The organism is Bacillus sp. sid0103 (assembly GCF_019219025.1).
This window is the reverse complement of sequence record NZ_JAHUWN010000002.1, coordinates 333,654-353,816: the sequence shown is the minus strand read 5'-3', so window position 1 is coordinate 353,816 and position 20,163 is coordinate 333,654. Positions and strand designations below refer to the sequence as shown.

The following is a 20,163-nucleotide window of genomic DNA, read 5'->3' as shown; positions in this document are numbered from 1 at the left end:
CTTCTCCTCTATCTATTTCAGCTGTTCACAAAAAGGGCAGGGGGACAAGGCCTAGTTCAGCGGCTAACTAGGGTTCCTTTTTAAAAAAGGAGGTTTTTCGCTTTGTTACAGGTTTTTTTGGTCGACGTTTAGTTCGATTAGGTTCCCATCGGGGTCGGCACAGAAGATTTGGGCAAAGCCGCTTGCGCCCTTGGGTTTTTCTAATAGCTCGACATCCTTACTTTTCAACCATTTCAGAGTAGCGTGGTAATCTTTCACGCGGAGGGCAAAATGACCTTCACGGCTGCTCAGTCGTTTGTCTTGGCGGATGGTTTGGGATGTAGGGAGGACAATGAGATGCAGCTGTTGTCCTTCGATTTCATACCAGGCACCAGGAAAATCAAAATTCGGGCGTTCGATTTCTTTTAGACCTAGGATGTTGCTGTAAAAGTGTTTGGCTTGTTCTAAATCAGTAACCGTAAGGCTAACGTGGTGGAGGCATTCATACTGAATCACGGTGTCCACTCCTTTATTTATTTTTTTACATCATAACATAGATTTATGGGGGATCGGTGGATCGTTGCCCGCTGCTCTGCATGCCGGATATTGGACGGCTGGTAAAGATTTTTCTGCAGGAAGATATTCGATTACGACGACAAGCGGCTCTGGGAATTTAATTATCCATAGAGGAAATAGTTTGCGTGTAAATGAAATTCTATCAAGTCTTTCTGATGGTTTTGGGTTCACAAGTGTGACGGCCAGCCTTAAGTCCGTATCTAGATTAGTGGGTTAAATAAAGTGATTTTTACTAAAAAATAATTCGTCTTAAGCCAAGTTTTCTTCGGAGAGTTTGGCTTTTTTGATGTGATTTGATTTCGGAATTTTTCAGGTTTTGGGAGGCAGCCTGTGGTATGTGGATTCCGCCGAAGTAGACGGGAATTCCGCGGATATGAGGAGGAATTCCGCCGCTTTTTCGATTTATTCCGCCAAACTGAAGAAGGATTCCGCCAACATCAACTGTTATTCCGCCAATCCCCTCTTATTTTAGAGTTAATCAAACTTGGAGTTCGGTATTTTCATAAAATAAAAAATATTCAGTTGACAAACATCCATGGGCTAATTTACCATTAAACAAGAATCATAAACCATAAATTTATCAGAAAATTAAGTTTACGAATCAAAACCACTACTCTTCTGATAAAAAACCAAACTGGTGAGTATTCTGTAAGCGTTTACGATTATGAAAACACAATGATCGAAAGGAGGAGTCCCAGCGTTTTTTTTCAGAAATGGCTTGTTCCTTCACCACGAGAATCCCACACCACATGTCCATATTCCTCACTATGTTTTACCCGATTGTTAACAACTAAAATTTATCGTTCTAGCAGAAAAAGGGGTGCTTGTATTGAAAAAGTTCAATAGAAAAGTTTCTGTCCTTTTAACAACGGTTTTACTAGGGGCAACGGTTTTGAGTGCTTGTAGTAGTAAAGAGACCTCGAAGTCGAATAGTAAAGAGTCCAATCTGGTTGAGTATTACATGGATAAATCAAACTGGGCTACAAATTTTGATAAGGTTGGAAAATTAACTGCTGAGAAGTATGGAACTGGCATTAAGGCGGTACCTTTTTCGGATACAACTTCCTTCCAGACGACCATTAAGCAGTCGTTACAAGGCAATGAACCTCCGACTTTGTTCAGTTGGTGGTCAGGTTTCCGGATGAAGGAAATCGTAGAAGCTGGAGCGGCGGCTGATCTTACAGCTGAGTGGAAGGACTATTATGAAAAAGAAGGGTTAAATCCCGAATTAGCCAAAGCGTACACGATTGACGGAAAAGTATACGGGGCACCGTTGCATGTTTCCTATTGGAATGTGTTTTATAACAAAAAGGTATTCGATAAATATGGGTTGAAAGAGCCTAAAACGTGGGATGAATTTATGAATGTCCTTGATACCCTAAAGAAGAATGGTGTGACGCCATTTGCCCAGCCATTTAAATCACGCTGGCAGACGTTTATCTGGTTTGAAGAATTGCTCGCTCACTCCGATCCAGCGCTTTACGATAAGTTGATGGTGGGTGAAGCTTCCTACACCGATCCAGGTGTGGTGAAGGTAATGGAATTATGGAAATCCTTGATTGATAAGGGATATTTCTCAAAACCTGGTGATATCGATGGGAATCTCCTCTCTGATATTGCAAAAGGTGATGTCGGAATGGTTCTTATGGGTCAGTGGTGGCAGTCTTCGTTATTAAAGACAGGACTACAGCCAGGCAGTGATTTTGGCGCATTTATTGTACCTGCCATTAATGATGGTGTAGGGAATGTAGCCATTTACGAAACATCCCCAATCGTTGTAGCTGAAAAGAGTAAAAATAAAGAAAAAGCCAAGGAAGCTGTCCGTAATTTTTTCAAAAAGGAACCGCAACAGCTTTGGACAGAGTCACAAGGTTTTGCTCCGCTTCTGCCTGAGGTTAAATCCAATAATGTGATAACCGATAAAATTTCTGAGGATATTGGCGCGAATCACTATCAATTACTGCAAAGATATTGGGAAGCGACTCCTCCTGAGATTTCGGAATTTGCCGTTGATCAGTTTGCGAAATTCATTTTAGACACAAGCACCTATAAGGAAGTCCTTGAAACAATTGAAGGGCAAGCGCAAAAGGTTTGGGTGGAAAATAAGTAATGTAAAAGTTTTTGAGATTAGTAGGGAGCGCGTTTTGCTCCCTGCCTTTGAGGGGAGATAAAATGAGTAGTTTGGAGCAGACAGAAACGGTTCAGCTGGACAACGGGGTGAAGTTACATAACATCACGACTAATAAAACGAAGGTCCCAATCAAAAAGAAAATCGTCCCGTACTTATATCTTTTACCCGCAGTCCTGTTGGTAGGTGTATTTTTCATTTATTCAGCTGTTTACACATTGGTGATTAGTTTCACCAAGTGGGATGGAATCAATCTCCCGGATTTTGTTGGATTTTCAAACTATATTAGTATTTTCACAGATAAGATCTTTACTACGTCTATTATAAACACCATCATTTGGGTGCTCGCTTCGCTACTCCTGCCGGTTGGAGTAGGTTTGGCGATTGCCGTTGGGATTCAACATTTAAGATGGAGTATTGTTTATAAAAACATCTTTTATTTACCACATGCAATCTCATTAACAACTACCGGTGTTGTGTGGGCGTTCTTATTATCACCGGGTGGATTGTCCTCCTTATTCGACTTGTTTGGGTGGAAAGATCTTGCAGCGATTGATTGGTTGCTGACACCCACGGTTAATACCTTATCGATGATATGGACGTATACGTGGCAGAGTATGGGGACGAATATGGTGTTATTTTTAATCGGATTAAATGCCATTCCGAAAGAGCCATTGGAAGCAGCGATGATTGACGGGGCATCAGGCTGGCGCTTGTTTAAGAACATCACGTTTCCTTTGCTTAGACCAATCACAAGTGTAGTTGTGTTAATGTCGCTGGTTAATAGTTTTAAAGTGTTTGATACGATTTGGGTGATGACGCAGGGCGGGCCGTTCCGATCCTCTGAGACACTTGCGGTTACGATGTACCGTGAAACGTTTGTTTTATCTCATTATGGCTATGGGTCAGCCATTGCCGTCATTTTATCTATATTCGTATTAATACTTTCTTGGGGTTACTTGAAGACAACCTTGAAACAGGAGGGGTGAGAAGATGACTCACGTATCACGCAGGGTAACCAATATGGTGGTGCTCCTTCTTGCCCTCATTTGGGTGCTGCCATTTTGGTTTGTTGTAGTAAATGCTATCAAATCTACGAAAGATTTTTTCACGGGTGAATTTTGGAAGCTGCCAACGGAGATCGGGTTTATCGAGAACTTTGCCTATGTTTGGGAAGAGGCAGGGATTGGTTCGGGTTTTATCAATAGTTTAATATACGGTTCTGTCGGATCGTTTTTCGCTATTTTTATTGCTGCCTTAGCGGCGTTCTCTTTAACCACATTAGAAGTGCGGGGCCGCTTATTTTGGTTTTTAATCATCTATAGTGGCACTGTTTTTCCTTTCCAGATGTATCTCATCCCTCTTTTTAAAATGTACAGTGGTTTTCAAATGTATGATACGAACTGGGGATTAACTATTTTTTATACCGCAGTATCGATTCCATTTTGCTTGTTTGTGCTCAGGAACTTTTTTACGACGATACCGAAAGAAATCGTCGAAGCGGCACGATTGGATGGAAGTACTGATTTTAGAATTTTCCTGCAAATCTTCTTGCCGATGTCGAGGGCTCCAATCGCTGTGTTATTTTTGTTCCAGTTTACGTGGATTTGGAATGATCTCTTATTTGGGTTAACGCTCAGTAAATCCGAGTCTGTTCGACCAATCATGTCGGGGGTTGCGAGTTTACAAGGGATGTATGCAGGTTCTAATATCCCTGCTATTTTAGTAGCTGTGTTAATTGCGTCTGTTCCTACATTATTATTATTCTCTTTTTTACAGAAGAACTTTATGCAAGGTATGTCTCTGGTCGGAAAATAATCACCAAAATAGGAGGAGTTCATTTTGACCACCCAATTAAAAAATTCTAAAATTCAGGAAACCAATCAATCGGCGCGAGTGATCGGATTCTCCGCGGAGAACTCGGTATTCTTTGTCAGACAGGGCAATGAACTAAAACAAGTGATTTTTGTCCATATCGAATTAGGTGAACGAATTTCAACGGCAGAATTAATCCTTACGAGTAAGAATGGGAAAATTGTTAAAAATGTAGGTCGAATTGGCGCGGGAAAGACCACCTTGGAAGTGTACGTCCCGGAAGTAACGGAACCAACTCCATACCGAGTGGTGTTAAGGTGGAGCTCCAATGAAATTGGGGACACCGTGACGGTCATGCCAGAAAAACATTGGACCTTCCATGTGATCCAACATTCCCATTTAGATATTGGATACACGGACCCACAGCATGAAGTATTAGATCATCATCTCGTTTATTTAGATCAAGTGCTGGAGTTATGTGATTTGAACGGGACGAATCCAGAAACAGATTTTAAATGGGTGATTGAAGTTACTTGGCCATTGAAGTTTTGGTTAAAAAGTCGTCCGAAAGCCCAAGTGGAAAAAATGTTACGGAGAATTAAAGAAGGACGAATCGAAGTGGCAGGTGCCTATATGAGTATGCACACGGAAGCTTATCATATAGATGAACTGGCCCGAACGTTTGAAACCGCCCAACAACTTCGTGATGAATATGGAATTGAAATTGATACGGTTTTACAGACGGATGTGCCTGGCCATACGAAAGGATTTTTAAAGTGTTTGACGGATATGGGCATTAAATATTTTTCAGTTGCCCACAATTATGCGGGGCGCTCCATCCCTCACTTACTTCCAGGTGAAAAACTGCAACGTCCATTTTATTGGCAGCATGAAAATGGTCAAAAAGTGCTAGTCTGGTATACAGATACACCACATGGCGTGTATATGGAGGGAAATCGAATTGGGATTGCGGATGGCTATGATGAAACATTTGAAAAGCTGCCGGAGTTAGTACAACAATTAACAAACGAAAAATATCCATTAGACACGGTACATCTGCGCGTTCAAGGCTGTTACTGGGATAATGCCGGGCCTAGTCTCATCCCGTCAGAAGTGGCCAAGAAATGGAATGAAAAATGGGCTTATCCTAAATTGATTACATCGACAAATAAACAGTTCTTTGAAGCGATTGAATCACAACAAGATCTTGATATCCCTGTTTTTAAAGGGGATTGGACGGATTGGTGGGCGGATGGGATCGCATCGGGCGCTTATCCGAACGGTCTAAACCGGAAATCGCACCATTTATTGCGCTCAGCGGAAACCTTCCATTCGATTGCGTCGATGCAAGGCGATTCACATGAATATCCAAAACAAGTGCTGCAAAATGCTTATGAAAACATGGTGTTATTTGATGAACATACGTGGGGGGCTTGGAACCCTTGGGATAAATCAATAACCCATAATACCTCCGGTCAAATTCAATGGAATATCAAACAAGGGTTTGCGCAAACGGCTTACATCCAAAGCCTAACTGAATATAAACGAGCTCAAAACCTGTTAGTCGATCTTTTGGATTGTGATTATGATCAAAAGACCAGTACCATCGTTGTCTATAATCCAGAGTCATTTGAACGAACGGATACCGTGACTGTTTTTATTCCAGATGGACAGTGTGATGTGAAAAAGCAATTCAAGCTGCTTAACGAAGATGGAGAAGCCGTTATTTATTCGTCTAAATTAAGGTTGGAAAGTACACCAAAACCACTTGGGGCATTTGTGACCTTCCTCGCAGAAAACGTGCCGCCAATTGGCCATCGTTCCTACCGAATCGTAGAAACAGACCTAGAAGTGAGCCCATCAGCAGTAGAGTTTAAAAATGAGACCCGACTGTTGGAAAATCAATTTTATAAAATAAGCATTGATCCAGAAACGGGCGGAATTAATAGCATCATCGACAAAGAAATTGGCGAGGAACTTGTCAATGGAAAATCGCCTTTTCAATTTAACCAGTATGTCTATGACCAATTTACAACAGCACCGCGTTTCAACCATTTATCTTCACGGGTAACCGGGAATACGGATACGCTTGGAAAGAGAAGCACTGCCAGTCTTGCAAAAGTGAAACTCGTGGAATCGAACGCGGTCTATCAAAAGATTAGGATTTCCCTGCAGGCACCTGGATGCGAATGGGTGGAACAAGAAATTATTCTGTACCAAAACTTAAAGAGAATTGATCTTGTTAACCGCTTGATGAAGACAGAAACAGAAGTGAAGGAAGCCGTTTATTTACCTTTTCCATTCCATGTCGAAGGCGGTAAACTGAGGTATGAAATTACCGGAGATTATGTCTCTCCGGACGACCAGCATGTGCCTGGCTCTTGTCATTATATGAAGGCAATTCAGCACTGGCTGTCAGTTAGTAATGCTGATTATACCGTTTTGTGGGGGACGTTGGAGGCACCTTTAATTCAATTGGAGAATATCTATATTCCTTATGCACCATTTGAAACGACACTCCCGGAAAATGAACCACAAACGATTTACTCCTACGCCTTACACAATATTTGGGATACCAATTTTCCAAATAAGCAAGGCGGCGAAATTGAATTACGATACAGCATCACAAGCCATGTGGGAGATTTCGATCCGGTAAAAGCGTACCAATTTGGTGCACAGGTGCAAAATCCATTAGCGGGACTATCCGTTCCATATCAAGTCACTAAAAATAGTCAGTCATTTGTCTCTGTTAATTGTGATCATGTTCAAATTTTAGCAATAAGAAAACTTGGGGAAGGCCGTTATCAAGTTCGCCTTCATGAAGTCGGTGGCAAGGATACAGATGTGACATTGCATTTTCCAAATGTAAAAATTAGAAAGGCCTATACAGCCAATATCGCGAACGGCCAATTACGAGGGATTGAAAGTAACGACAGCGAGGTCACCTTGAAGGTCAATAAAAATGATATTCAGACGATTATCGTTGATATACAATGATAATGGATTCAAGTAAATAACCGAGCAGGCCCTTCCTTTACTTAAAGGAAGGCCTCTCTAACACATAAAATTCATTTACAAAGGAGTGAGGAGGGGTTGATGAACTCAGATATTTTTTTAAAGATTCGTTCCGAAGACTTAGCTAATAAAGTATACAATCGCTTAAAAATAGCGATCACCACTCAAATCATCAAACCTGGTGAACGTATTGATATAAACGGGTTGGCGCAGCAGTGGGAAGTCAGTCGTACCCCTATCAAGGATGCGATTGCAAGGTTAAGTAATGAAGGACTAATCATTGTTAAACCCAAAATTGGCACGTATGTGACCCAATTTTCTAATATAGATATGTTGGAATTAATCCAAATTAGACTTCTAATTGAAGGCGGAGTTGCTCGGGATATTATTGAACATGTTACCGACGAAAAATTAGCTGAGCTTGAAATGAACTTGTCCTTGATGGAAGAAGAACTGGCTAAAGACGAACGAGACCATGATTTCTTTACGTTTAACGATTTGGATGCGAATTTCCATGAACTGTTAGTGGAGATCTCAGGTAACAGTCAGTTGCTAAAAATTTATCGTTCCTTAAACTTCCATACGCAAGTGGCGAGGTTTTATTTTAACCGGTATTCTGAACGTTTTGAGATGAATAGAGAAGACCATAAGAACATCGTGGACTCGATTAAAAATAAAGATGTTGAAAGATTGGAAATGGTCATGAAGAAACATATTCTTTCTGGTAAAGACAAACTATTGGAATAAACCTATTGTTTCAATGGAGAGCCGAAAAAACAATTTGCTTGGGGGATGTACGATTGGGGAAAATTAAAACTTTCTATTTTATTAATCATACTCATACAGATATTGGTTTTACGGATTATCAAGATGTAGCCTATCGTCAGCATATGGAATTTATCGATCAAGTTATTGATGTCTGTGAAAGTACATTGTCTTATCCAAAAGAAGCACAAGCGAAATGGGTTTGTGAAGTAACGGGGATTACCGAACGCTATCTAAAATCACGACCTCCATCACAAGTTGAACGTTTTCTCAAACTACATAAAGCGGGTCTGATTGATGTGGCCGGGATGCAATATAATCTGACGCCATTGCTGAATGTAGAGCAGATGCACCGTAGTTTGTATCCGATTAAACGGATGAAAGAGGAATTTGATCTCGATATTCGCGTCGCCATGAACTGTGATGTCAATGGAGCCAGTTGGCTGTTTGCCGACTTACTGCCTGAGGTGGGAATTGAAATGTTTACGATGGCAGTCAACCCTGTCCGCGGCAGCGTACCTAAACCGCGTCCCAACGCTTTTTGGTGGGAAGGCCCTGCAGGAGGGAAATTGCTTGCATGGAACGGATATCACTATTTATTTGGCGGACTCGCCGGGCTCGGACATATGGAGCTGGCAGAAGAACTTGTCCCTGGCATTGTTGAAAAGCTAGAAAAGGACGACAGTTACCCGTTTGACTTCGTCTATGGTCAAACGACCAATCCTATTCGCGTCGATAATGGGCCGCCTGATACACGATTATATGATTTCATTCGCGAGTGGAATGCCGCTGGAAAAACACCACGCATGGAAATGATCACGATTTCTGAGTTGAACCGAATCATTAGAGAAAGATATGTGGATTCACTGCCGACAATCCGCGGCGATTGGCTTGATTGGTGGAGTGACGGTGTGGCGTCCAGTGCGTATGAAACGGGGTTAAACCGATCGACGCATGAAATCCTATATAGTGCCGAAATGATTGGGGCTTGGCTGACTGCGTTTGGTAAAAAGGGCTGGGATGTTCAGAGACTGATTGATACCTATGAATCGGTTACCCTTTATGATGAGCATACATGGGGGGCCTTCTCAAGTATTGAATCGCCTGATGGACTGTTCTCCCGTTCACAATGGAACCGTAAATCAAGCTATGCCTATCATGGCTCTGCTGAAGCGCATGATATATTAGCGCGTGCGGCCCGGAGCCTTGCCACTGAGCATGGAAGTCATCAGGACGAGGTTCGTTTCGATCTTGGCCATCTTCCTCCGGAAATAGCCAAGCCAGAACCACAGTATAAAGAACTAATGGTGATTAATACCCTTCCGTTCGAGCGAAAGGTGATTGTTGAAGAACCTGTCCGCCGCGGAGGACAGGCCCCGAATGGCATGCTTGAAATGTTTATGCCACGCGGGTTAACGTGGGGAATCAAGCCGGATGAAGAAGGAAGAAGAGTTGAAGGAACTGTGCCTGCCTTTGGATATAAGTTTCTGCCATTAACCGATGGACCAAATGGGGAAGATTTGCAAGGCAGTGGACTCTCGATTGAAAACGCTTACTACCGAATCTCTGTTAATCCTAAAACCGGAGGGCTGAGTGAATGGTACGATAAAACCTTGAAATATGACTTTGCGGGAACGTACCGCAATTGGGAGCCTGGACAATTTGTCTATGAATGGGTGGATGATCCCAAAGGACGGGATGCGATTTATGCCTCGGACTGGTCAAATGAATACTTTGGCCAAGGCTTAACCGATACCGCTTTCGTGCAGGAGACAGCTCATGAAATTGAAGTAGGTGAGGTGAAAGTGACCCCTTATGAAGCGCGTATCTCAGTGAAAATTAAAGCAAGGGGTATTCATTCGGCAACATGTACGTTTATTTTACCAAGCAAGCAACGCACCCTTGATGTTCAGTGGATGCTTGATAAAAAAGAGGTGACGGATCCGGAAGCTGTCTTTATTGCTTTTCCGTTTCGTTTGGAAAAACCAGTTTTTAGAGCGGATATTAACGGGATTCCGCTTACGCCTGAAAAGGAGCAAATCAACGAAACGGTTAAAGACTGGTATCCGATTCAACGCTGGGTGGATGTAAGCGATGAGAAGCGCGGGGTAACGATTGTTCCACTCGATGCACCGCTTGTTCATTTGGGCGGCATTACAACAGGAAACTGGGCAGAAAAGCTCGAGCCTGAATCGCCGACCATCATGTCATGGGCGTTGAATAATCATTGGATGGTGAATTTCAAGGCTAGTCAAGGTGGAAAAATCCCTCTCCGTTATCGGCTTTCCACGCATGAAGGACCAGCAAATGATGCCGACTGCGCACGCTTTGGTGTCGAGGCGAGTACACCGCCGATTGTGTTAAGAGATTTTGTCCGTTCCGAGACCGCGGCGATGGAAGGAACATTCATGGAAGTAGACGAAGACGGACAAACGTTAGTAACGTTTAAACCTGCAGATGACAAGGAGGGGATCATTGTTCGTTTACAGAATGTAACGGAGCAATCGTATCCGTGTTCGATCGGGTTCCCACAATTCACGCCAACGTCTGCGCATATCGTCACCCCGTTGGAGGAAAATCGGGAAACACTGCTGCTTCATCAAGGGAAAATAAGCTGTGATTTGCCAGCGAGAAGCATCGTTTCGCTAAGGGTGACCTTCTAAATAACGAGTGTGATGGCTTACTATAATTGAAGTTTATTAGATTCCAAATCAGGAGGCTAGATGAAATAGGTGCTGCCTATCTAAACTAGCCTCTCATTTTTTTATTCAACATCGTAAGAACTCCAAGTGGCAGGATGAACCTTGTCCTCAAATTATAAAAAGTTGACGCTTCCCTTTAAAGACTTATTAGGGAAATAATTTTTATAATATTCTTAATAATTGTAATGCTAGGAGTGAGAGGATGGATTTTCAGGGGAAAGTAGCGGTCATAACGGGCGGATCACTGGGAATTGGCTATGCTGCGGCTAAAAGGCTCGCTCAAGGTGGAGCAAGTGTTGTCATCTGTGGATCCCGCGATACGGTCGTGAAAGAAAGTGGACAACGATTACAGGAGGCGGGACTAAAGGTAAAAGGCTTTAAGGCAGACGTTCGTTCCGCAGAGGAAGTGGAAATGCTCATGCAGTATGCGACTCGGGAATATGGTGGAATCGATATTCTTGTCAATAGTGCCGGGGTACAACGATACGGTGATGTTTTGGAGACAAGTGAAGAAGTATGGGATGAAGTGATCAACATTAATTTAAAGGGAATGTTTCTTTCGTCTAAATATGCGGTCAAAGAAATGAGAAATCGGGGCGGTGGAGCGATTGTCAACGTTTCTTCCGTTCAAGCATTTGCCTCGCAAAAGGGCGTCGTTGCCTATACTGCTAGTAAGGGCGGGATTAATGCGATGACACGGGCGATGGCTCTTGATCATGCCGACGAGAATATTCGAGTCAATGTGGTCTGTCCAGCTTCGGTTGATACGCCAATGCTACGAGGGGCAGCGGACTTATTTAAGGCGAATAAAAGCCAAGAAAAAATCGTGGACGATTGGGGAAAAATGCATCCAGTCGGCCGGGTAGGTACCCCTGATGAGGTAGCAGAAATGATTGCTTTTTTAGCCAGCGATAAGGCTAAATTTGTGACGGGGGCAGAAATAAAAATTGATGGCGGGATGCTCGCCGCCCTTGGCGTTCGGTTACCAGAATAGAGGAGGAGTCTAGATGAAAATAACGAATTTGAAAGCGACTACGGTCACCATGCCGATCGACAGTCCGCTGCGCCACAGCAACGGTGCTCACTGGGGGCGATTCGTCCGAACCATTCTCGAAGTGGAAACAGATGAAGGTATTACGGGATTTGGAGAGATGGGCGGCGGCGGAGAAAGTGCGGAGATCGCTTTTGCGGGTTTAAAATCCTATCTGGTCGGGCACGATCCATTCCAATTAGAAGAATTGCGGTTTAAAATTTGTAATCCAACCGCAAGCCTCTATAATAATCGCACCCAATTGCTTGCAGCTGTTGAATTTGCCTGTTTAGATATTATCGGAAAAAAATTAGGCGTACCCGTTTCTCAACTTCTTGGTGGAAAGGTTCGCGAGGAAGTTCCTTTTGCCAGTTATCTGTTTTTTCGCTTACCTCATGAACAAACAGGTGCCGGGGAGGTCCGGACGATCGATCAACTTATCGCGCATGCCAGGGATTTAAAACAAAGGTATGGTTTTACCTCGCACAAATTAAAAGGCGGTGTGTTCCACCCTGACTACGAACTCGAATGTTACCAGGCCCTTGCCGCTGAATTTCCAGAGGACCGGCTCCGCTATGATCCGAATGCGGCCTTAAGTGTGGAGGATGCGATACGTTTCGGGCAAGCGATTGAAGGGTTAAATAATGATTATTTTGAGGACCCGACATGGGGGTTAAATGGGATGCGCCGTGTTCGTTCCATGGTTCGCATTCCCACTGCAACGAATACGGTTGTGGTTAATTTTGAGCAATTGGCAGCTAATGTCCTTAACCCGGCGATCGATGTCATTTTACTCGATACGACCTTTTGGGGTGGAATCCGCCAATGCATAAAAGCAGCGGGCGTTTGTGAAACCTTCCAGCTAGGTGTGGCTGTCCATTCCTCGGGTGAACTAGGAATTCAATTAGCGACAATGCTTCACCTCGGTGCGGTTATTCCGAATCTGACATTTGCGGGTGATGCGCATTATCACCATTTAGAAGATGATATTTTAGTAGGCGGCAAGCTCCGCTATGAAAATGGGGCGATCAAAGTCCCAGATGGACCTGGCTTAGGGGTTACCGTTGATCGCGATAAACTCCAGGAATATGCCGAATTATACCAACAACTAGGCGGTTATCCTTATGACCGTGACCCGATTCGGCCAGAGTGGTTTTCGCTTGTTCCGAATCAGCGCTGGGGAAACCATTTGGAGGTTGGACGGTAAAAAATGTGATGGAGGTGTCAAATTATGACTAAACCGGAATGGTCCGGATTGAAAGCTAGATATGGGATTGAACAAATGGACGTTTTTTTTGATGGAACCTTTACTTCCCCGCAATTGAATCATCCTGAAGGAATTGCCATCGACCAGAACGGCGATATTTGGACGGGGGGAGAGCAAGGAGAGATTTTTCGAATCAGTGGAAACGGGATTGAAAAAGTGGCCGATACCGGTGGTTTTGTGTTAGGTGTCACCTTTGATCGCGAAGGTTTTTTATATGCATGTGATCTTAAACAGTCGTCTGTCTTTAAAATCGACCCTGCGAGTGGAGAGGTTCGCTTGTTTTCAAATGGTGAGGGGCAAATGAAAATTCCGAATGTACCCGTCGTCGATGACGACAGAAACTATCTTTACGTCACGGATAGTCATGATTCAGGTAAGCCGGGGCCGGGGATTTGGAGGTTTGATTTGCAGAGCGGTGAGGGGAGGATGTGGTACGAGAAGGACCTTGTTTTTGCAAACGGGCTTGTCCTGGATTCGCAAAATTCTTGTCTCTATGTCGCTGAAACCTTTGCCAAACGGATAAGCCGGATTCCAATTGACGCGGATGGGGAGCCTGGGCCAAAGGAAACCGTGGTCGAGGTGGATGCGCTGCCCGATGGCTTGGCGTTGGATGATCGGGGCAGACTTTATATTCCTTGCTATGAACCTTCGCTCATTTATCGCTGGTCAGAAGAGGCAGGGTTGGAGCTTCTTTGTTATGATCCTACAGCCCATACATTGTGCCATCCGACTAATTGCGTGATTCATGGAAAGGACTTGTACACGTCTAATCTAGGAAGATGGCATATTACGCGCATCCCTGGTGTAATGGACTAGCGTGTTAGGGGGGCATTTCCATGCAAAAATATCGTAAACAACGGAACTACGGCTGCCGAATTCATGATCAATATACGTATTATGGGATGAAAGTGCTCGTCCTCGAAAATGATAAACTTCGCTGTTCGATCTTATTAGATAAAGGGGCAGAAGTGTTCGAATTCGTTTATAAACCGTTAGGAATCGATGTCATCTGGTTATCGGAAAATGGCGTGCAAAATCCGACTGACTACCTGTCAACATCGGTTGATCCATCCGCAACGTTTTTGGACTATTACCCTGGCGGCTGGCAGGAGATTCTGCCCAATGGCGGGCCTGCCACCTCCTATTTAGGTGCACAATATGGCCAGCACGGTGAGGTTGCCCATATGCCCTGGGACTATGAAATTATCAAGGACACGGCAGAGGAAATTGCAGTTACCCTTTCGGTGAGGACGAAGAAGATTCCGTTTCTATTAAAAAGAACTTATACCTTGAAGGACGGTTCGGCTGAACTCAAGATTGCTGAGGAGTTGGAAAACCTAAGTGCCACTAATTTGCAATACATGTGGGGGCATCATCTGGTTTTTGGTAAACCTTTTATGATTCCAGGCAGCAGGATTGGACTTCCGGATGGAGTTCAAATCGTCACAGAAGCCTCCGATTCCGATGTCGCTGCACCCGGTCGAATTACTCGGGGAAAAAGGTATCCGTGGCCAGTGGCCGATTCGGAACATGGCTCACTCGATCTGTCGGTTCTCCCCGAAAAGGGAGCTTTATCAGATATTGTGTATTTAACGGAGTTCGGTTCTAATGGGTGGTATTCTCTCGAAAACGCTCAAATCAATCTCGGCTTAAAAGTGGAATGGGATGCCGCGCAGTTCCCTTATTTATGGTATTGGCAGGAATTTGGAGCAACGAAATCCTATCCTTGGTACGGAAGACATTACAATATTGGCTTGGAACCTTTTAGCAGCTACCCGACACATGGTTTAGAAGAAGCGATTCGTAACGGCACCGCAGCTGAGATTGCCCAAAATGAAACGAAGAGCTTTTGGATGAATCTACAAGCCTATCATGTGGAGGGGTGAAGTTTTAAAGGGCGAGTTTCAAACTGTTTTTCCGGTTAAAACGTTGATAGAGGAGGCGATAGCATGAGACTAAGAGATAAGGTGACGCTCATTACAGGGGCGGGTTCGGGGATTGGGCAGAGTACAGCCCTGCTGTTTGCAAGCGAAGGGGCCAAGGTTATTGTGAATGATCTTTCAGGAGAACAGGGGAAAAGGACGGTTGATGAGATTCATGCTGAAGGAGGGGAAGCTGTTTTTTTACAAGCAGATGTAACCAATGCAGCAGAGGTCGAAGCGATGATCATTCAAGCATTAGCATTGTACGGAAGGATCGATGTATTATTCAATAATGCCGGTATTTCGGGGGTAGGCGCTCTCCATGAAGTATCAGAGGAGTTATGGGACCGAGTGGTCGATGTGAATGTGAAAGGCGTGTTTCTACCGAGCAAATATGTGCTTCCACACATGATCGACCGAAAAGAAGGCTGTATTATCAATATGTCGTCATGCGTGGCAGAATTGGGTCTGCTCAAGCGAGCGGTCTATGCGGCTACAAAGGGAGCCGTTCTATCGTTAACGAAAGCGATGCAGGTCGATTATGCTCCGTATAATATTCGCGTCAATGCCTTATTGCCAGGTACGATTCTAACGCCATTTGTTGATGAATATTTGCGTAAATTCTACGAAAATTATGATGAAGCGCTGGAAACGATTAAAAAGCGTCAACTTAGTGGTGAGTTAGGAAAACCAACAGATGTCGCTCAAGCGGCCTTGTTTCTAGCTTCTGATGAGTCCAAGTTTATGATGGGATCCCCATTATATATTGATGGCGGGGCCACGTTTGGGAAGATGGCGTAGTTAATTCAATAAATGGATAGTGGAGCGACGTTTGGAAAAATGGCGTAGTTAACTCTATAAATGGATAGAGGAGAAATGTTCGGAAAAATGGCGTAGTTAACTCTATAAAATGAGGGTGGAACTATGTTTGGAAAATGGCCTAGTAAATACAATGAAAGAGGGATTTTATGAAACTCTTAACCTTTTATCGAGAAAATCGTTTAAACGTTGGCATTAAACTGGATGCAGGTATCTTAGAGATACCTCAAAGCTTTGAAGAAATAGTATCAGGTGGTCAACAAGTATTAGAGGAGCTTTCAAGTGTAGTAAATCAGGTCGAAAATGGAGAAATTAAGCGGCAGCTATTAAATGAGGAAGAATTACAACTCGGTCCGTGTGTACCGAATCCTGGGAAAATCATTTGTATCGGATTGAATTATCGGAAACATGCCGAAGAAACCAACGCTCCAATTCCAGAATATCCAATTATTTTTAATAAATTTAATAATACCTTAACCGCTCATCAAGCGGAGATTGCCATCCCGAATGAAACGAATCAATTAGATTATGAAGCTGAATTGGTGATTGTAGTTGGAAAGAAAATGAAACACGTTGCTCGGGAAGATGCACATAAATGCGTGTTGGGATATTGTGCTACGAATGATTTATCCGCACGTGACCTACAATTTCGAACTAATCAATGGCTGCTTGGGAAAACCTGTGATGGATTTAGTCCGCTAGGTCCTTATCTGGTCACGTCGGAAGAAATCGAAAATCCAAATCAGCTAGCAATTAAATCCTATGTTAATGGGGAACTACGGCAAAGGTCGAATACATCAGACATGATTTTCGATTGCGAGTATCTCTTGAGTTACCTCTCGCAATATATGACGTTATCACCTGGTGATATTGTCCTGACGGGTACTCCTGAAGGCGTGGTGCTAGGGTATCCGCCAGAAAAACAAGCGTATTTAAAAGAGGGGGACCGCGTTGATATTGAGATTGAGGGATTAGGTGTGCTTACGAATACATTTGTTAAACGTTCTTAAACGATGGTTTCGCAAATAAAAGTTGAATTTCCGATAGCTGGATGGTAATTTCAGCGGAAATTCAACTTTTTTCAGTGAATCTAGTAATCTATCAGTTGCGTTTGGAATTATTCCGCCATATGATGATTGAATTCCGCCAATAAGTGGAGGAATTCCGTCGATTTTTAGATTTATTCCGCCAAACTGCAGAGGGATTCCGCCAACATCATCAGTTATTCCGCCAAGCCAGTTTATTAGTTACCTTTTTATAGTTACCCATCTAAGAAAAGTTAAAAAAGCCAGGCGTTTCGCCTGGCTCAGGTCATTGTCTTAGGCAAATAACCTAGAAATACCAATAAATGTATGCTTTAGTGCATGTTCAAGTGAAGTAGTCTTTGTAGATGTTTTGTGCAACTTTTCGTTCAAACTGCTTTGAAATAGGTCAAAACTTTTGGCGATTTGTCCTCCGATGATGATTCGGTCCGGATGAAATTGTTCAATAAATGGGAGGAGCATTTCCCCGAGGTCGCTGCCAAATTGAAGGAAAATGGAACTTGCCTGTTTATTTCCACTCTTCGCTAACTCGGCGATGTCTTTTACATCTATGCCTTCATGCAGCAGTCCTTCTTCCGCCGCCACTTTCAAAATACCTCTGCGCGAGAAATGGTCATCAACCATTTGGTCTTGGAACCATTGATTATATAAATAGCCCCCAGCAGGAACATGTTCCCCACCATAGATAATGTTCCCCTCGTCAATAAATACCGAGCCAAGTCCCGTTCCGATCGTTAGGCAAATTAATCGCTCACCTGGATAGTTCGTGCTCGCCCCAAGTCCGAACAGGCGGCCATCATTCTCAAAGGACAGCTGAATCTCCTTCGTGCCTTCAAACAGGTGCGTTGAGCTTAATTTCATAAGTAGTTGTTCCCGAAGCGAAACCCCGTACAAGGATTCGAACTTATTTAAGCCCTTAATAAAACTAATTCCATTTTCATAATCGAAGGGACCAGGGAAGGCAAAACCGATTCCGATTGATTTTCCATGGAATGAGGGTCCGCCGTCCAGTTCTTTAACCTGTGTGTATTTTCTGGCAAGGGTCTCGAGTATGTTGGCAAAATGATCGATGAGGATGTCCTTGCTTTCTTGAGAGTGTGCCTCAAACTCGCAAACGGTCTCATCCATCAGCACCGTTTGCTCTATGACGCATGCCTTAATAAATGTACCGCCTACATCTAAAGCAAAAACAAGATCAGCTTTCAATGAAACTCACATCCCAGTCAGGAGAGACCCCTGCTTTAATGAGTTTACATGGAGTGGATCCGAGATTGACAATCTTATAGGAACCGAACACTGATGGGAGAATATACGATTCAGCATAAGCCAGTTCAACAAATACGGTCGTATCATCACAGGAGACGATGCGCACTTTTTCTCCTTCGACAAGGTTATACATCACGAATTCATCGTTTGTGTGATCCTGCCAGTCGGTGTGCAGGTGAATCCGTTTGACGTAGAAAAGGAGATCATCGCGTTGACCGAGCAAGTATTCTTCGTTCTCGCCTTGTTGTTGAATCAGCTGTGGTTCAGGGATCAAGTTTCCTTTAACCCAGTCGGTTTTTTTATGAAAATCAATATTCTCAAAGCCATGGTCAATGTTGACAGGGCGCGGTTTTCCATCTAAGTCCTTCCGTAAGTAATCATAGATTTTAAAGGTAAACCACCAAGTGGTCGAGGAAATTTCTAGGACCAGATTATCTTTGCCTGAACAGTGTACCGTTCCAGTTGGAATCAGGAACAAGTCGCCTTTTTCCGAATCGAACTCATTGACATAGTCTGTGAATGGCATCGGTTCCGCTGTTTCTTGTGAATGGACTACCGCATTTAGGAATCCTTCTTTGGTGCTGTTTTCTGTTAATCCGAGGTAGACTTTCGAGTCACCTTTCTTTTCCATAATGTAATAGGATTCTTGTTGCGTCATTAGTTCATTGAACTGTTTGCGAACATAATCTTGTTTCGGATGAACCTGGCAGGACAGGTTATCTCCATCAATGGTATCTAGATAATCGAAGCGGACAGGAAAATAATCGCCGAATAATCCAACCGAACGGTTCCCCATAATCGCTGTGTGCTCGAGTGCCATGATGATGAGAAATGGTACCTCAATGACGGTATCTTCATACCCGATAAGAATCGAATTTTCAGGAGCAATCGGCTCAAATCCCCAAGCGCAGTTGATCCAATCTTCGGGAAGGTCGGCCATGTCTTTGAGGTATTGACCGCCCCAAACTCCTGGTGCAAAGAACGGTTTTACTCGCATCGGGGCTTTTGTTATTTGCGCTATGATGGCTTTTAGTCCGGCACCAGTGGTGGTGACTGGTTTATTTGGGTTGTTCATATCCACGTAAACATCGATCCTGCTTAGGAGTTTCTTACGATAGGTTTCGAGGATCGGCCATTCGACGAAATAAGCAATCTTATACTTTTCGACAAAGTCACGGTTCCACGTCATTCCGAAATTTAAGAGATTCTTTTTATATTCAGTTTGTTGGGCTTCCCTGGAAAGATCGAGAAAATAGACTACATCACAAGTACCTTCTGTAAGCCAATAGGCACCTGGACCAAAAACGATCGCTACTTTTTTTCCGGTGCTGTCTTCTTTTTGGAGGGACGCTGCTAGGCTAGACTGGGCATGGTCCACAAAATATGCAGAAATATCAGCTTCGACCACATAGCCAAAGGCACGATTGTCGGTAATGTTCACAGCGAATTGTTCCCGGAGCGCTTCACCAGATTTTATGTAACCAGCTGTACTGTGGACAATCGGAGTGTATCCTTGTTTTTCTATCGTCGCAATTAAGGGTTGAAGGAACTTTTGGTAATCGACCCCATGAGTCCCGTCAATCACTACCAAAGGAAATCGGTTCGGATCTGTTTCCAAGTTTGCTAGGATGTTTTCAATAATGGATTCATACCCAACCCTGAGTGGGTTGGATTCAAGAAGTTGACGCACAGGGTTAATTGGATATTTATTGAACATGAACGTAATTCCTCCCATTTCAATCTTATTCTACGTTCAGTATATCTGTGGAAGATGCTTATGTATTTACATAAGCGAGTCATGTTTTTTCAAAAAGAGGACATCTGAGGGAAAATCGT

The 20,163-nt window shown here is 43.5% G+C and carries 16 protein-coding genes; 13 read left to right on the top strand and 3 right to left on the bottom strand.

Features of this window, described 5'->3' with window-relative positions:
• Positions 1-105 precede the first annotated feature (105 nt).
• Entirely contained in the window at positions 106-495 is a 390-nt protein-coding gene (locus KW850_RS03750; RefSeq protein WP_218346228.1) for a VOC family protein, read from the bottom strand.
• Between the two features lie 64 nt (positions 496-559).
• Between KW850_RS03750 and KW850_RS03745 the strand changes: the two genes are divergently transcribed.
• The 13 genes from KW850_RS03745 to KW850_RS03685 all read left to right on the top strand — a co-directional run bounded on the left by KW850_RS03745 (position 560) and on the right by KW850_RS03685 (position 17,028).
• Positions 560-772, top strand: coding sequence for a hypothetical protein (locus KW850_RS03745; protein ID WP_218346227.1), 213 nt, complete (start codon positions 560-562; stop codon positions 770-772).
• Positions 773-1,384: 612 nt separating this feature from the next.
• Entirely contained in the window at positions 1,385-2,665 is a 1,281-nt protein-coding gene (locus tag KW850_RS03740; protein WP_218346226.1) for an ABC transporter substrate-binding protein, read from the top strand.
• A 62-nt stretch (positions 2,666-2,727) separates the two neighbouring features.
• On the top strand, positions 2,728-3,672 hold the full coding sequence (locus KW850_RS03735) for a carbohydrate ABC transporter permease (protein ID WP_218346225.1): 945 nt from the start codon (positions 2,728-2,730) through the stop codon (positions 3,670-3,672).
• Positions 3,673-3,676: 4 nt separating this feature from the next.
• Complete coding sequence (locus KW850_RS03730; protein WP_218346224.1) at positions 3,677-4,501, top strand: carbohydrate ABC transporter permease; 825 nt, start codon at positions 3,677-3,679, stop codon at positions 4,499-4,501.
• A 24-nt stretch (positions 4,502-4,525) separates the two neighbouring features.
• The gene (locus KW850_RS03725) at positions 4,526-7,495 is read left to right on the top strand and encodes a glycoside hydrolase family 38 N-terminal domain-containing protein (protein ID WP_218346223.1); all 2,970 of its coding nucleotides are present in this window, start codon (positions 4,526-4,528) and stop codon (positions 7,493-7,495) included.
• A 99-nt stretch (positions 7,496-7,594) separates the two neighbouring features.
• Positions 7,595-8,260 (top strand): GntR family transcriptional regulator, encoded by a 666-nt coding sequence (locus KW850_RS03720; protein ID WP_218346222.1) that lies wholly within the window; start codon positions 7,595-7,597, stop codon positions 8,258-8,260.
• 53 nt (positions 8,261-8,313) lie between these two features.
• On the top strand, positions 8,314-10,941 hold the full coding sequence (locus KW850_RS03715) for a glycoside hydrolase family 38 N-terminal domain-containing protein (RefSeq protein WP_218346221.1): 2,628 nt from the start codon (positions 8,314-8,316) through the stop codon (positions 10,939-10,941).
• 241 nt (positions 10,942-11,182) lie between these two features.
• Entirely contained in the window at positions 11,183-11,974 is a 792-nt protein-coding gene (locus KW850_RS03710) for an SDR family NAD(P)-dependent oxidoreductase (protein ID WP_218346220.1), read from the top strand.
• A gap of 13 nt (positions 11,975-11,987) precedes the next feature.
• Entirely contained in the window at positions 11,988-13,217 is a 1,230-nt protein-coding gene (locus tag KW850_RS03705) for an enolase C-terminal domain-like protein (protein WP_218346219.1), read from the top strand.
• A 24-nt stretch (positions 13,218-13,241) separates the two neighbouring features.
• Complete coding sequence (locus KW850_RS03700; RefSeq protein ID WP_218346218.1) at positions 13,242-14,093, top strand: SMP-30/gluconolactonase/LRE family protein; 852 nt, start codon at positions 13,242-13,244, stop codon at positions 14,091-14,093.
• Positions 14,094-14,113: 20 nt separating this feature from the next.
• Positions 14,114-15,163 carry a DUF4432 family protein gene (locus tag KW850_RS03695; RefSeq protein WP_218346217.1) on the top strand — a complete coding sequence of 350 codons (1,050 nt, stop codon included), beginning with the start codon at positions 14,114-14,116 and terminating at the stop codon, positions 15,161-15,163.
• A gap of 63 nt (positions 15,164-15,226) precedes the next feature.
• Positions 15,227-16,000: an SDR family NAD(P)-dependent oxidoreductase gene (locus KW850_RS03690; protein WP_218346216.1), complete on the top strand. Its 774-nt coding sequence runs from the start codon at positions 15,227-15,229 to the stop codon at positions 15,998-16,000.
• Positions 16,001-16,167: 167 nt separating this feature from the next.
• Positions 16,168-17,028, top strand: coding sequence for a fumarylacetoacetate hydrolase family protein (locus KW850_RS03685; RefSeq protein ID WP_218346215.1), 861 nt, complete (start codon positions 16,168-16,170; stop codon positions 17,026-17,028).
• A 309-nt stretch (positions 17,029-17,337) separates the two neighbouring features.
• On the opposite strand, the gene KW850_RS03680 is transcribed toward KW850_RS03685, so the two are convergent.
• Together KW850_RS03680 and KW850_RS03675 are read right to left on the bottom strand one after the other, a co-directional pair.
• The gene (locus KW850_RS03680; protein WP_218346214.1) at positions 17,338-18,267 is read right to left on the bottom strand and encodes an ROK family protein; all 930 of its coding nucleotides are present in this window, start codon (positions 18,265-18,267) and stop codon (positions 17,338-17,340) included.
• Positions 18,257-20,044 carry a class I mannose-6-phosphate isomerase gene (locus KW850_RS03675; RefSeq protein ID WP_218346213.1) on the bottom strand — a complete coding sequence of 596 codons (1,788 nt, stop codon included), beginning with the start codon at positions 20,042-20,044 and terminating at the stop codon, positions 18,257-18,259. The genes KW850_RS03680 and KW850_RS03675 overlap by 11 nt, the downstream gene beginning before the upstream one ends.
• Between the last annotated feature and the right edge of the window lie 119 nt (positions 20,045-20,163).

What these genes read in the sequence shown, in the direction of transcription:
- KW850_RS03710 (WP_218346220.1), top strand. Translation starts at nt 11,183, where the DNA reads ATGGATTTTCAGGGGAAAGTAGCGGTCATAACGGGCGGATCACTGGGA.
- KW850_RS03675 (WP_218346213.1), bottom strand. Translation starts at nt 20,044, where the DNA reads ATGTTCAATAAATATCCAATTAACCCTGTGCGTCAACTTCTTGAATCC.
- KW850_RS03730 (WP_218346224.1), top strand. Translation starts at nt 3,677, where the DNA reads ATGACTCACGTATCACGCAGGGTAACCAATATGGTGGTGCTCCTTCTT.
- KW850_RS03735 (WP_218346225.1), top strand. Translation starts at nt 2,728, where the DNA reads ATGAGTAGTTTGGAGCAGACAGAAACGGTTCAGCTGGACAACGGGGTG.
- KW850_RS03720 (WP_218346222.1), top strand. Translation starts at nt 7,595, where the DNA reads ATGAACTCAGATATTTTTTTAAAGATTCGTTCCGAAGACTTAGCTAAT.
- KW850_RS03700 (WP_218346218.1), top strand. Translation starts at nt 13,242, where the DNA reads ATGACTAAACCGGAATGGTCCGGATTGAAAGCTAGATATGGGATTGAA.
- KW850_RS03705 (WP_218346219.1), top strand. Translation starts at nt 11,988, where the DNA reads ATGAAAATAACGAATTTGAAAGCGACTACGGTCACCATGCCGATCGAC.
- KW850_RS03690 (WP_218346216.1), top strand. Translation starts at nt 15,227, where the DNA reads ATGAGACTAAGAGATAAGGTGACGCTCATTACAGGGGCGGGTTCGGGG.
- KW850_RS03685 (WP_218346215.1), top strand. Translation starts at nt 16,168, where the DNA reads ATGAAACTCTTAACCTTTTATCGAGAAAATCGTTTAAACGTTGGCATT.
- KW850_RS03695 (WP_218346217.1), top strand. Translation starts at nt 14,114, where the DNA reads ATGCAAAAATATCGTAAACAACGGAACTACGGCTGCCGAATTCATGAT.